This is a genomic window from Nocardia sp. NPDC058244, assembly GCF_042882065.1.
Lineage (GTDB): Bacteria > Actinomycetota > Actinomycetes > Mycobacteriales > Mycobacteriaceae > Nocardia.
The window spans coordinates 601,295-613,453 of the sequence record NZ_JBHVWX010000005.1 but is presented as its reverse complement, the minus strand read 5'-3'; the positions used below and the strand labels follow the sequence as shown (position 1 = coordinate 613,453).

General features: G+C 71.0%; 14 protein-coding genes and 1 pseudogene. 7 read left to right on the top strand and 8 right to left on the bottom strand.

Annotated elements, in window-relative coordinates:
- Positions 1 to 67 precede the first annotated feature (67 nt).
- Positions 68 to 403 (bottom strand): RNA polymerase-binding protein RbpA, encoded by a 336-nt coding sequence (locus tag ACFVW6_RS19360; protein WP_110040609.1) that lies wholly within the window; start codon positions 401 to 403, stop codon positions 68 to 70.
- 192 nt (positions 404 to 595) lie between these two features.
- Here ACFVW6_RS19360 and ACFVW6_RS19355 point away from each other — a divergent pair, with 192 nt between their 5' ends.
- A complete protein-coding gene (locus ACFVW6_RS19355) occupies positions 596 to 922 on the top strand; it encodes a hypothetical protein (protein WP_355280256.1) in 327 nt (108 codons plus the stop codon).
- Positions 923 to 977: 55 nt separating this feature from the next.
- On the opposite strand, the gene ACFVW6_RS19350 is transcribed toward ACFVW6_RS19355, so the two are convergent.
- Together ACFVW6_RS19350 and ACFVW6_RS19345 are read right to left on the bottom strand one after the other, a co-directional pair.
- Positions 978 to 2,012 carry a hypothetical protein gene (locus ACFVW6_RS19350; protein WP_378829371.1) on the bottom strand — a complete coding sequence of 345 codons (1,035 nt, stop codon included), beginning with the start codon at positions 2,010 to 2,012 and terminating at the stop codon, positions 978 to 980.
- A gap of 112 nt (positions 2,013 to 2,124) precedes the next feature.
- Complete coding sequence (locus ACFVW6_RS19345) at positions 2,125 to 2,976, bottom strand: SDR family oxidoreductase (protein WP_365012912.1); 852 nt, start codon at positions 2,974 to 2,976, stop codon at positions 2,125 to 2,127.
- A 104-nt stretch (positions 2,977 to 3,080) separates the two neighbouring features.
- On the opposite strand from ACFVW6_RS19345, the gene ACFVW6_RS19340 reads away from it, so the two are divergent.
- On the top strand, positions 3,081 to 3,683 hold the full coding sequence (locus ACFVW6_RS19340) for a TetR/AcrR family transcriptional regulator (protein WP_357350271.1): 603 nt from the start codon (positions 3,081 to 3,083) through the stop codon (positions 3,681 to 3,683).
- On the opposite strand, the pseudogene mqo reads toward ACFVW6_RS19340, so the two are convergent.
- A pseudogene (mqo, locus tag ACFVW6_RS19335) lies at positions 3,667 to 5,108 on the bottom strand (malate dehydrogenase (quinone)). The gene ACFVW6_RS19340 and the pseudogene mqo sit on opposite strands and share 17 nt — an antisense overlap.
- Positions 5,109 to 5,197: 89 nt before the next feature.
- On the opposite strand from mqo, the gene ACFVW6_RS19330 reads away from it, so the two are divergent.
- Positions 5,198 to 6,100 carry a LysR substrate-binding domain-containing protein gene (locus ACFVW6_RS19330; protein WP_378829367.1) on the top strand — a complete coding sequence of 301 codons (903 nt, stop codon included), beginning with the start codon at positions 5,198 to 5,200 and terminating at the stop codon, positions 6,098 to 6,100.
- A 6-nt stretch (positions 6,101 to 6,106) separates the two neighbouring features.
- On the opposite strand, the gene ACFVW6_RS19325 is transcribed toward ACFVW6_RS19330, so the two are convergent.
- A complete protein-coding gene (locus ACFVW6_RS19325; RefSeq protein ID WP_378829365.1) occupies positions 6,107 to 6,790 on the bottom strand; it encodes a M23 family metallopeptidase in 684 nt (227 codons plus the stop codon).
- A gap of 262 nt (positions 6,791 to 7,052) precedes the next feature.
- Between ACFVW6_RS19325 and ACFVW6_RS19320 the strand changes: the two genes are divergently transcribed.
- Positions 7,053 to 7,385 (top strand): metalloregulator ArsR/SmtB family transcription factor, encoded by a 333-nt coding sequence (locus ACFVW6_RS19320; RefSeq protein ID WP_357350265.1) that lies wholly within the window; start codon positions 7,053 to 7,055, stop codon positions 7,383 to 7,385.
- Here ACFVW6_RS19320 and ACFVW6_RS19315 read toward each other — a convergent pair.
- Positions 7,367 to 8,341 carry a glycosyltransferase family 9 protein gene (locus ACFVW6_RS19315; protein ID WP_378829363.1) on the bottom strand — a complete coding sequence of 325 codons (975 nt, stop codon included), beginning with the start codon at positions 8,339 to 8,341 and terminating at the stop codon, positions 7,367 to 7,369. The genes ACFVW6_RS19320 and ACFVW6_RS19315 overlap by 19 nt on opposite strands.
- Before the next feature lie 172 nt (positions 8,342 to 8,513).
- On the opposite strand from ACFVW6_RS19315, the gene ACFVW6_RS19310 reads away from it, so the two are divergent.
- The 3 genes from ACFVW6_RS19310 to ACFVW6_RS19300 all read left to right on the top strand — a co-directional run bounded on the left by ACFVW6_RS19310 (position 8,514) and on the right by ACFVW6_RS19300 (position 9,918).
- Positions 8,514 to 9,098 carry an HdeD family acid-resistance protein gene (locus ACFVW6_RS19310; protein ID WP_355280272.1) on the top strand — a complete coding sequence of 195 codons (585 nt, stop codon included), beginning with the start codon at positions 8,514 to 8,516 and terminating at the stop codon, positions 9,096 to 9,098.
- Positions 9,099 to 9,178: 80 nt separating this feature from the next.
- Positions 9,179 to 9,529 (top strand): hypothetical protein, encoded by a 351-nt coding sequence (locus ACFVW6_RS19305; RefSeq protein ID WP_355280274.1) that lies wholly within the window; start codon positions 9,179 to 9,181, stop codon positions 9,527 to 9,529.
- Between the two features lie 2 nt (positions 9,530 to 9,531).
- On the top strand, positions 9,532 to 9,918 hold the full coding sequence (locus ACFVW6_RS19300; protein ID WP_378829360.1) for a VOC family protein: 387 nt from the start codon (positions 9,532 to 9,534) through the stop codon (positions 9,916 to 9,918).
- Here the strand turns inward: ACFVW6_RS19300 and ACFVW6_RS19295 are convergent.
- Positions 9,915 to 10,715 carry a HugZ family protein gene (locus ACFVW6_RS19295; protein ID WP_378829357.1) on the bottom strand — a complete coding sequence of 267 codons (801 nt, stop codon included), beginning with the start codon at positions 10,713 to 10,715 and terminating at the stop codon, positions 9,915 to 9,917. The two genes, ACFVW6_RS19300 and ACFVW6_RS19295, sit on opposite strands and share 4 nt — an antisense overlap.
- On the bottom strand, positions 10,712 to 11,968 hold the full coding sequence (locus ACFVW6_RS19290) for a lipase family alpha/beta hydrolase (protein ID WP_378829355.1): 1,257 nt from the start codon (positions 11,966 to 11,968) through the stop codon (positions 10,712 to 10,714). The genes ACFVW6_RS19295 and ACFVW6_RS19290 overlap by 4 nt, the downstream gene beginning before the upstream one ends.
- Positions 11,969 to 12,159: the final 191 nt, after the last annotated feature.

Genomic DNA, 12,159 nt, shown 5'->3' with positions numbered 1-12,159 from the left:
CACGACAGAAGAACGGCGAAGGCCGCCTCCCGAGCGGGAGGCGGCCTTCGCCGTATCGCACTGAGCGCTATCCGCGCCGGCGCGTCTTGAGCAGTTCGAGGCGCTCCTTGAGCAGCTCCTCGAGCTCCTCCTTGCTGCGACGCTCCAGCAGCATGTCCCAGTGGGTGCGCGGCGGCTTGACCTTCTTGGTCTCCACCGTGGTGCCCTCCATGAGCTGACCTTCCTGGCCGTTACGGCACAGCCAGGTCGGCGGGATCTCCGCGTCATCGGCGAACGGGACGTCGAATTCCTCACCGTTGTCGGTGCGGTAGCGGGCGATCCGGCGGGGGGCCAGGTCGTGGTCGCGGTCGGTCTCGTAGCTCACCGCTCCGAGCCGACTGCCTCGGAGTACGCGATCTGCCATGTGTGCTCCCTGTCTTTGGCGGCTGGCGCCGATCGTGGTCCTACCGTTAACGCACGGGACCTCTGAACTGTTCCATTGTAGTCGCAACGGTGAATCGGCCGGGTGGCCCCTGAGCGGGGACGGCGGGGTCCGTGCCCGCTGAGCGAGACCTGAGCCGCCCGATCGGGCGCCGGACCGATAGGGTTTCGCAGCATGTCGCGCAGTCGCCTGCTGTCCTGCCTGTGGTGCGGGCGGGAGATCGTGGATTCCGAGTCGGGGCGCCGTCGCCGCTATTGCCGCCAGTCGTGCCGTCAACGGGCGTACGAGCACCGCACCAGTCTCAAGGGAACCGGTATTCCGGAGGACGCCGTGGTGTTGTCCGCCCAGGAAGCCGCGGATCTGGCCGATCGCTGGTTCGCGGCCCGATGCGCCGCCGAGGACGTGGCGACGGCGGTGGCCGAGGGGGCCGAGCACGCGGAGCTGGCACAGCTCAGCGCCACCCTGCTGCAGCTATCGCGAGAAGCCGAGCGGCTGCGCTGAAACCTCGTGCGGCCCAACGCACCTCGGGTGCGATGGGCCGGCCGGGCGAGCGCGGTCAGCGGGTTTCGACAGCGTCGCGGGCCCGCAGGTACACCGCCGTCACCCCGCCCGCGACGAGCAGCGCGAGTGCCGTCGCCGCGCCCGCGGTGGCGAGGTCGGGGCTGGTCAGCGGCTGACCGCGCAGTGCCTGCCAGAGCACGAGGGTGAGCAACCCGAAGTAGCCGAGCACCGCGACGCCGAGCAGTGCCGCGCGGACGGTCTCCTCGCGCAGCCACCGGTACCGAGGTGCCAGCGCGACCAGCACGACGGCCAACAGCAGCAGCACCTGGATGCCGTGCAACCCGACGAAGTGCGGAATCCGCAGGTCACCGCCGGTGGTGCTCCAGTGGGTGAGTGGCATGGCGCCGACCCCGTCGCGGACCGCGTCACCGTGCGGGCCACCCGCGCGCACGGTGTGCCCGGCCATCAGCCCGACGACGGTGCCGTCGGACTGCCGCACCAGCTGCGGGCCGGTGAAGCCCATCAGATACCCGAGCATCATGCCCGCCACCGCCAGCCACAGTCCGGCCTTCAACGCGATCCGGGTCGGCCGATCGGCCAGCTTCTGCCACGAGATGATCACGGCCAGGACGAGATTGGCGAGGAACAGGCCGGGCACCCCGGAGGCGAAGACCTGCTGGCCGATCTGGTTGACGGAATCCTCGGCGGTATTGAAGTGGCTGAACGTGCCGCGCGCGGCCTGCAGCGCGATGAACCCGACGTCGGCGATCCCGGTGACGGCGAAGACGGTGCCCAGCCACCAGGTGGCCCGCCTGCCCCGGTGCGGCAGCCGCAGGATCCAGGCCAGCGTCACGCCGTAGAGGGCGAAGGCGAGCCCGAACTTGGCGGGTTTGAGCCAGACCGACTCGCCGAGCAGCATCCGGTCGTCGACCAGCATGCCGACGACCGAGACCAGCACGAGCGCGCTCATCAGCGCGGAGTTCACCAGCAGCGGGCCGTGCCAGGGCGCGCGGTCGGTGCCGGCCCCGCGTGCGGGCGCGGCGTGGAACCGGATGCGGGACAGGGTGTGGGAGAGATCGATCGTCGCCATGTCTCGACGGTAGAAATCCGGTGCGTCGCAACACCTCCCGCTGCGGAACGGTTCGCTACCCGTACCGGGGTAGGGGGAAGGCCCTACTCCGGTGCGGTCACCTGGGCGCCGATCAGATCCCCAGGCGCCAGATGACGGCGTCGACCGCGCGGGGGGAGACGGTCGCGACGGCCTGCAGAATCCGGGTGTAGCGGGGATACAGCTCGATCGGCCGGGTGCGGATCGCGGTGCGGATCCAGTCCGCGGCCTGCTCGGCGGTCAGCGCCGCCGACTCGTCGTAGGCGCCGGTCGGGGCGATCATCTCGGTCCGCACCAGCGGGAAGCCGACGGTGGTGACGTGCACACCGCGCGCCCTGGTCTCGGCGCCCAGGCTGCGCCCGAACGCGCCGAGCGCGGCCTTGGACGCGTGGTAGGCGGTGAACATCGGCATCGTGCCCGCGGCGACGCCCCAGGTGGCGACATTGACGACGTGCCCGTCGCCGGTCTCGAGCATCGAGGGCAGCAGGCCCATGGTGAGCCGGGCCGCGCCGAAGTAGTTCAGCGCCATGGTGCGTTCGTAGTCGTGGAACCGGTCGGTGGCGTCGCTCGCGCGGCGGCGGATCGAGCGGCCCGCGTTGTTCACCAGCACGTCGATCGTCCCGTACTGCTCGAGTACGGTCTTGACCAGGTCGTCGGTGTCGCCGGGGTCGGACAGATCGCAGGTGATGCTGTCGGCCCGGCCACCGGCCGCGCGCACCGCGTCGCGGACCTCGAGCAGCGGTTCGGCGGTCCGGGCGACCAGGACGAGCCGCGCGCCGTCGCGGCCGAGCGCGAGCGCGGTGGCCCGGCCGACGCCGGAGGACGCGCCGGTCAGCAGGACGGTCTTGCCGGCGATCTCGTGCCGTTCGCCGAGCACGAGCCGCGCCACGGTGCGCGGCAACGCGGGCGGGTTGAGCAGCAGTGACTGCGCGAGGCGGTCGAGCACGGTGACTCCTGGCGTCGAGGGGACGAATGAATTTACTATCTAGTAAATTACAAATCAGTCAATTGAGTGTCAACAGGAGTCGCCGCGATGGTTGGATGGGCCGGGTGAGTACAGCCGGAACCAAGGGTGTCCCGCGCCCCGAGCGCGAGCAGCAGATCCTCGACGCCGCCGTCGCCGAGATCGGGCGGGTCGGCTACGCGGGGCTCTCGCCCGCCGAGGTCGCGCAGCGGGCCGGGGTGTCCAAGCCGCTGGTCTACACCTATTTCCAGTCCAAGGACGGGCTCTACATCGCCTGTGTCGAGCGCGCGGCCACCGTCATCTACGACGCGATCGAAACCGCCATCACCGGGGCGAGCGGCCTGACCAAGGCCGAGCGGACCCTCGACGCGCTCTTCGTCGCCCTCGCGCCGCGTCCGCACGACTGGACCGTCGTCTTCGACCGCTCGCACCCGGACGCGGGCCCGGCCGCCGACGCGGTGCGCGCGGCCCGCAGGCGGATCGCCGCCCAGGCCGCGCGCGGTGTCGCCGACGCGTTGAGCACGCTCGCGCTCACCGACCCCGACGACCTGTCGGCGTTCACCGACGTCTGGATGGGGTCGGTGACCTCGCTGGTGCTGTGGTGGTTGCGCCACCCCGAGCAGACGGCGGGCGAGATGAGCGCCCGCAGCCACCGCCTGATCGGGGCCCTGGTCAACGCGCCGCGCTGATCGCCCGCGGGTCCTCGGGCAGCAGCTCGGCCAGCAGCGGTGACCATTCGTAGCGCCGTTCGGGGAAGCAGCGGTCGAGCAGGTCCCGCATGATCGACGGCGCGATCGAGGCGCCGGGGGACGCGCCGAGCAGCCCGGCGACGGTGCCGTCGGCGCCGGTCACCAGTTCGGTGCCGAACTCGAGCACGCCGCCGCGCTCCGGGTCGGGCTTGACCAGCTGGGCGCGCTGCCCGGCCGGGATCAGCTCCCAGTCGGCCGGGTCGGCAGTCGGATAGAAGCGTTGCAGCTGCCGGAACTTGCGGCGCGGCGAGGCGAGGAGCTCGGTGATCAGGTACCGCACCAGATCCAGGTTCCGCAGGCCCGCGGCCACCAGCGGCACGATGTTGTGCGGCCGCAGCGTGGTGAACAGATCGGTGAGCCTGCCGTGCCGCAGCAAGCGGGTGCTGAAGGTGGCGTACGGGCCGAACAGCAATGCGGCCGACCCGTCGACCTCGCGACGATCCAGGTGGGGCACCGACATGGGCGGCGCGCCGAGCGCGGCCTGGCTGTAGACCTTCGCGGTGTGCTCGGCGACGACGTCGGGGTTCGTCGTCCGCAGGAACTGCGCCCCCAGCGGGAACACGCCGTAGCCGCGCACCTCGGGCAGTCCCGCCCGTTGCAGCAGCCGCAGGGCGTAGCCGCCCGCGCCGACGAACACGAAGCGTGTGCGCACCCGAAAACGCCTGCCGCTGTCCAGGTCCCGGCCGCGCACGGTCCACAGGCCGTCCCTGTCGCGGGTGAGTCCGGTGATCTCGCGGTGCAGCCGGACCGCGTTGCCCGCCGCGGTCATCGTCGAGAGCAGCGACCTGGTCAGCGCGCCGAAGTCGACATCGGTGCCCGCGCGGTGCCGGGTGGCGGCCATGGCCTCGCCGTCGGCCCGGCCGCGCACCAGCAGCGGTGCCCACTCGGCGATGACGGCGCGGTCCTCGGTGTACTCCATCGCGGCGAAGGCGGGCCGCTCGCGCAGCGTCGCGTAGCGCCGCCGCAGATAGCTGATGTCGTGGTCGCCGAACACCACGGTGACGTGCGGGGTCGGGGTGGCGAAGGTCGCCGGGTCGAGTTCGCCACGGGCGGCCAGCGCCGCCCAGAACCGCAGGGTGAGCTGGAACGCTCGGCGATCCCGGCCGCGCGCTCGCCGTCGCGCGGATCGGGCATGTAGTTGAGTTCGCACAGGCCGGAGTGCCCGGTGCCCGCGTTGTTCCAGGGATGGCTGCTCTCCGCGGCGGGTTCGCCGAGCCGCTCGAACAGCGCGATCGACCAGTCCGGCGCGAGCGTGCTGAGCAGGGCGCCGAGCGTGGCCGACATGATACCGCCGCCGATCAGCACCGCGTCGAGAATGTCGTCGCCGCCACCGGATTCGGGTCGGCGGGGTGTCGTCTCGGTCATCGTCGAACCTCCCGTGCGCTGTGTACGGCTATCGTCACGCCGCGGGAGTGATCCGTCCAATACGGAATCAATGGAGATACGATCCGGATATGGATGATTCAGGCGACGGGGGAGCGCAGGCGCTCGCGCCGCTGCTGGCCGCGTTCGACGCGGCGGCGAGCGACGGCCACATCACCAAGGCCGCGCAGCGTCTCGGTGTGCCGCAGTCCTCGGTGAGCCGCCGGATCAAGACGCTCGAGCAGACGCTCGGGGTGGCGCTGTTCCAGCCGGCCGGCCGCGGCGTGACGCTCACGCCGCAGGGCCGTGAGCTGTACGAACGCACGCGCGGCCTGGTGCGAGCGCTCGACGACGCGGTGCGCCGGGTGCGCGCCGACGCCGACCCCGACAACGGGCTCGTCCGGTTCGGGTTCCCCCTCACCCTCGGCCCGGTGAGCATTCCGTCGCTGCTGGCCCAGTTCCACACCAGGGCGCCGCGAGTCCGGCTGCACCTGGTGCAGGCACACGGCGAGGCGCTGGCCGACCAGGTGCGCGCGGGCGCGCTCGACCTGGCGGTGATGATCCCGCCGCCCGCCGACCTGCCGACGGTGCCGCTGGGCAGGCAGCGCATCGCCCTGCACGTGGCCCGCGCCCATCCGCTGGCCGGGCGCGCCCGCGTCGATCTCACCGAGCTGGCCGACGCGGCGTTCATCGCCAATCCGCCCAGCTACCAGCTGCGCGCACTGCTCGACAGCTGGTGCGCCGCAGCGGGTTTCCTGCCGCGGGTGCTGTTCGAGATCACCGAGTTCGAGACGCTGCGAGAACTGGTCGCGCTCGGGCTCGGGGTGGCCCTGCTGCCCGCGGCCGAGATTCCGCACCCCGATCTGGCGGTCGTGCCGATCGATGGCGAACGCGACCGCGAGATCGGCCTGGTCTCGGGAGACCATGATCCGACACTCGCGGTCGCGCGGCTACGGGATTTCCTGATCGCGCACACGGCGCGACTCGGGTGGTAGAGCGGGTCAGTCCTGGGCGACACCGGCGTCGACGCCACGGGCGGCGAGCCACGGGTGCGGGTCGATCGGGGCGCCGTAGAGCGAGCCGTCCTGGACGTGCACCTCGTAGTGCAGGTGGGGGCCGGTCGACTGGCCACGGTTGCCGACGGTGGCGATGACGTCACCGGCGTTCACGTGCTGACCGGTCTGCACGAGGATCTCGTTGACGTGACCGTAGACGCCGATGGTGCCGTCGTCCTGCAGGACACGGACCCACAGGCCGAAGCCGGAGGCGGGGCCGGTCTCGATGACGGTACCGTCGGTGACCGAGAAGACCGGCGCGCCGATCGGGTCACCGAAGTCGATGCCGTTGTGCGCGGCACCCCAGCGGGCGCCGAAGTACGAGGTCAACCGGCCGTTGACCGGGCGCACGGTGTGCGGGCGCGGCGGCGGGGGCGGGGCGAGGGTCGGCAGCGGAGGCAGCGCGAGCGCGACGGCCTCGCGGTGCTCCTCCCACGGGATCGGGGCGGACGCGGGGGTCTCGCCCTGCGGGCCCTGGGCCTCGGCGGGGGTGTAGGCGGTGAAGCGGTACGGCGACTGGCCCGCGTGCACGCCTTCGGTGGCGCTGGCGGTGATACTGGTGTCGGAAACCGAGGTCTCGGGCCCGCCGAAGGCGGCGGCCGAGGTTCCCACGAGTGCGGACAAAGCCACCGCACCCGCGACAACGCCTCCCCAGCGGCCGGCGAGGGCGTCGGAGACTCGAGCGGATAACGGGTTGGTCACGAACATGTTTCGAACGTAGCGAAACCGTGATCTCGACGGCGACTGATGTGGCTGCGATCACGATGCGCTATAACGCCAGTTGATCTATAACGACACCATAACGAATGCGGAAATTTCGAGGGTCGACCGGGGGGAATCCCCAGGACGCAAGATCATTGCCGAACCACGGCTTCCCAGGGACACTGATTCAGTGGACGCTAACGGAGTTCGGGCTATCACCGCGCTCGCTGACCCCACCCGGCGCGTGATCTTCGAGGCGTTGCCGTCGGGGCCACGGTCGGTCGCCGACCTCGCCGCGGCCGCCGGAATCACCAGCTCGGCGGCCTCCCAGCACCTGCGCGTCCTGCGTGAAGCGCACCTGGTGAGCATGCGCCGCGACGGCAACCGGCACCTCTACTCCCTGGACCCGCGGGGTCTCAGCGACGCCCGCGACTACCTGGAGCAGTTCTGGCCCAGCGCGCTGGCCGCGCACGCCGCAGCCCTGCGTGCGGCCGCGGAGCCCGGTCAGCCCACCCGGCGGTAACGCAACCGGGTCGATTCCGCCCAGTCCTGCTTGTCCAGCTGCGCGTCGACCGCGGCGATCACCTCGGGCACCCCGATCCGCAACAGCCCCGGGTCGGGCACCCGGCCCTCGGGATCGCCCACCTGGCCCGCCCACAGCACCGCGTGCCTGCCGAGCAGGTGGGCGGGCGGCCCACCGCGACGCGGCGGGGTCGGGCCGAACAGCAGTACCGTGCGGGTGCCGAACGCGGTCGCCAGGTGCGCGACACCGGTGTCGCCGCTGATCACGAGGGCGGCCTCGGCGACCGTGGCCGCCAGATCGGTGAGGTTCTGCCTGCCCGCCAGCACGCGATCGTCGGGCAGCCCGGCCTGGACGGCGACCTGGACCGCGATCTCGCGTTCGAACGGGTCGCCGGTCAGGACGACGTCGCGGCCGAGCACCAGCAGATGCCGGACCACCGCCGCGAACCGTTCCGGCGGCCAGCGACGCGCCGGCGCACCGGCGCCGACATGCACGACGACACAGTCGCGGCGGCTGATCGAGGCCACCGGCGGCACCAGACCGAGATTGCGGCGATCGGCCGCGATGCCCTCGGCTTCCAGCAGCAGGCACCACCGATCCACGACGTGGGCCTCCGGGTCCCAGCGGGGACCGGCGGGCTTGGGCGAGGCGGGGGACCGGTGACCGATGATCCGCGCGGCGCCGGTGTCGGCGAGCGCCCGCGCGCTGGCGCCGTCGGCGCCGTGCAGGTTCACCGCCAGCTCGGGCGCCGGCCCGTCCCAGATCAGAGCGGCCGGATCGGCGGTGGGCACCAGTTCGTCGACCGAGGAGATCAGGTCGACGATCCGCTCCAATCGATGCGGCGCCGCCAGCACGATCTTGCTGCGAGGTTCGGCCCGACGCAGAGCACGCAGAGCCGGGACCGCGGCGAGCACATCACCGAGGCCCCGAGCTTGCAGCACGAGTACAACCGACACCTTCTTGACCTACCCGGGTCCTGTGTGGACCAAACGTTCGCGCATGCAACGACGTGTCGGTCGTCACGCGGGGTGGTCTCGGCCCAGGTCGTCGCACGGCGGGTGATCGCGACACGATCACGGCTCCAGCTAATGTCGGGAAAACGAGAGCGACCGGGCATAACATCTCGTCATGACGACAAATACCGTGCTGGAGAGTCCCGTTGCGGCTCTTGCCAAGAAAACCTGGCAAACAATTCTGGTCACCGGCCTCCTCGCGGTGGTCCTCGGCATCATCGTGCTGGTGTGGCCCGGTCCGTCACTGCTCGTGGCGGGCATTCTGTTCGGTATCTACATGGTTGTCAGCGGCATCTTCCAGTTGATCGCCGCCTTCACCCATCTGCCCAGCACCAGTTTCCGGGTGCTCTCCTTCATCAGTGGCGTGCTGTCGCTGATCATCGGCATCTTCTGCTTCCGCGACGATCTGACCTCGATCTTCCTGCTGGGGTTGTGGATCGGCATCAGCTGGCTGTTCCGTGGCGTCGCGGTGCTGTTCGCCGCGATGTCGGACAAGGGCGTGCCGGGGCGCGGCTGGCAGATCTTCTACGGCATCATCAGCGCGATCGCCGGCATCATCCTGATCGTGTGGCCGATCGAGTCGCTGGCGACCCTGACCCTGGTGGTCGGCATCTTCCTGATCGTCATCGGCATCATGGAGATCATCACCGCCTTCGGCGTCCGCAAGGATTCGAAGGTGCTGGAGGAACAGGGGCTGTAATACACACGGGAAAAGTTCGTCGGGAAACGGCCGGTGCCTTCGGGCGCCGGCCGCTTTCGTGTGAACTACGCTCGCCATTCATGGAATTCGTTTACAACCTGGTGGTTGTCACCCATCTGCTCGGCATGGCGGCCGTGGTCGGCGGCTTCGCGGCGTCCCGGCCGGTCGTCTCGGAGCTGATGGTGTGGGGCGCGCGCGCCCAGCTCATCACCGGCCTGGTCCTGGCGGGTCTGGCCTCGGCCGTCGATTCGCTGGGCAAGGACCCGGACACGACCAAGCTGGCCGTGAAGCTGGCCATCTCGGTCGCCGTCGTCGCGCTCGCCGAGATCGGCCGCGCCGACGCCAAGCGTGGCAAGCAGGTCGACTGGATGACCGATGCCGCCGGTGGCCTCGCCATCGTCAACGTGCTCGTCGCCGCCCTCTGGACCTGAGGATGGAATTTCTCGGGATCCATCATGTCGCGATCATCGCGACCGACTACCACCGCTCGAAGCGCTTCTACACCGAAACCCTCGGCGGGACGGTGCTCGGCGAGCACTACCGGGCCGACCGGGATTCCTGGAAGCTCGATGTCGCGCTGCCGGGCGGCTGCCGGATCGAGCTGTTCTCGTTTCCCGATCCGCCCGCGCGACCGAGCAGGCCCGAGGCGGCGGGGCTGCGTCATCTCGCCTTCGTGGTCGCCGATGTGCCCGCCGCGCTCGACGCCCTGCGTGAACGCGGCGTCCGCACCGAGGAATTGCGCACCGACGAGTACACCGGAAAGCACATGGCCTTCTTCTTCGATCCCGACGACCTGCCGCTCGAGCTGTACGAGGCCTAGTCGGTGGCGCGGGCCCGCCGCGTCAATTCGACCGTCGCCGAGCGCAGTTCGCCGATCTCCGACAGCGGCGCGGCGTAGCCGACCCGGGTGCGCGCGACGCCGCGCGGCGTCTCGACCCGCAGGTCCAGGCCGTAGCGATCCGCGCGTTCGCAGACGGCGGCGGTCGCGTCGGGGAAGCCGCCGAGCCGGGTGGCCATGGCCAGCAGGGCATCGGCGTGGTCGGCGTTGAGGTGGGCGATGCCGGGTGCGGCCAGCGGCACGATCGGATCGGCCTGCGCGGCCAGGTAATCCTGCGCCGACGCGGAGTCCATCCGGCCGTACCCGCCGACCCAGCGCACCCGCTGCACGCGCAGCACCCAGAGGGTGAAATCGCTGTAGTCGATGTAGTACTTCGCGGCCGGGATGGCGGCCAGGTGGGCGGCGCGGGCGGCCTCGGCCTCGGCGCCCTCCGGTCGTTCCACCACGCCGGCCAGGGTGATCCGGGTGCCCGCCAGCGGATCGGCCGGGATGTCCGGGGTCACGATGGCGATGCTGGCGCGCGGGTCGGCGGCCAGGTTGCGGCCGTGTTCGGCCAGTCGCGAGACGCTCAGGACGGGCGCGCCGTCGAGCAGTCCGTAGGTGATGAACGACGCCCACGGCGCGCCGTCGGCGGTGAGGCTGGCCAGGGTGCCGGTATTGGTGGCCGCCGCGATGGTTCTGGCCTCCTCGGCCGCCGAGGGGCGGGCCTCGTTGGCCAGGGGAGCGGTCGGCAGCGGGATGGAGGGTGCGTCGCCGGGGTCGCCGTGGTCGAGAGTCATGGCCACAGCGTATCCACCCGCGCCGCTCTGCGGGGCGTGCTCGTCAGCCAGCTGCGCAGCGCCTCGTACACCGCGTCGTGGTTGAGCAGGCTGAAGTGGTTGGCCGCGGGCACGTGCAGGCCGTTGACTCCGTCGAAGCCGATCCGGCGGGTCCGGCCGCGGCCCGATCCGCTGCCGGTGAGCACGAGCCCGTCACCGATGACCCGTCCCAGCGGGTGCTGGGGGCTGCGGGTGACGGTCGCGGTGACGAAGTAGTGCTCGACGCCCGCGATCAACGGCACCTCGCGGACCGCCCGCGCGCGCAGCGCGTCGGTGTCGAGATCGCGCCAGTCCTCGTCGACGAGCGAACCCTGGCGCAGGTCGCGGATTCCCGCGCTGCGCCTGCGCAGGAGCTTGCCCAGCGGACGGGTCTCCGGCAGCAGGTCGAACGCCGCCGCGGCGTAGTGCGCGAGCTGCTCCAGTGGGGCGCCCAGATGCGGGGAACCGAGGCAGACCACCTGCCGGACCGCGCGCACCCAGGCCTCGTCCGCCGCGTCGGCCAGGTGGCAGGCTCCGCGCGCGACCAGACCGCCCATCGAATGACCGAGCAGGCAGATCTCGTGCACCGGCAGCGGCCAGGCCGCGACCAGCCGGGCCAGCAGCGCGCTGAGCTGGGCGGCGTTCTCGGAGATGTGCAGGCCGGTGTTGTAGCGCACCAGGATCGGGGTGTAGCCGAGGTCGTCCTCGAGCCGGTCGCCATAGGTGGGGCGGCCGCCGAGCCGCCAAGCGTGCTCGGTCTCCACGAGTCCGTGCAGCTGCACGACCAGCCGGGTCGTCGGCACGGCGACGTGGGCGGCCAGCTGTTCCGGCGGGACGGGCGCGCCGTCGACGCGGAAGGTCATGGGGGAGGCCAGGATCGGCGCCTCGTCCTCGAGGGTGTCCCCGATCAGGCCCTGGAGAGCGGCCAGGACGCCCGCGCCCCAGACCGTCCGCGAGGGTGCGGTGACGCCGGGCACCTGGACCGCGCTCGCCACCTCGCCGACCACGAATCCCGTCCCGCCGACCACCGCGTAGACGCCGTCGGTGATCGCGTCGTGCACCACCTTCACCGGATCCGCGGCGGGACCGACCCCGAGCCGCACCGCCGCGAACACGCGGTCGGAGATGGCGCGGTGGATGGCCGCGATGCCGTCGACGGCACCGACGAATTCGTCGCCGGCCAGGCGCGTGAGCGCTTGTACCTCGGCCTGGGGTTGGGGGAGCTGCTCGGTCACGGGATTGAGAGTACAACTGTGCACTGAAATATGCCGGGCGTGGGGCCGATTCGGGAGGAACGCCAGTAGCCGGGGCTCGCCGTGCTCACTTGTCACAATCTGCATGCTGATACGTCGATATGCGCATCAAAACATGTATTTGTGGAAGCGATACCGCTGAAAGAAGGGCAAGGACGGCGGGGAGGGGTCCC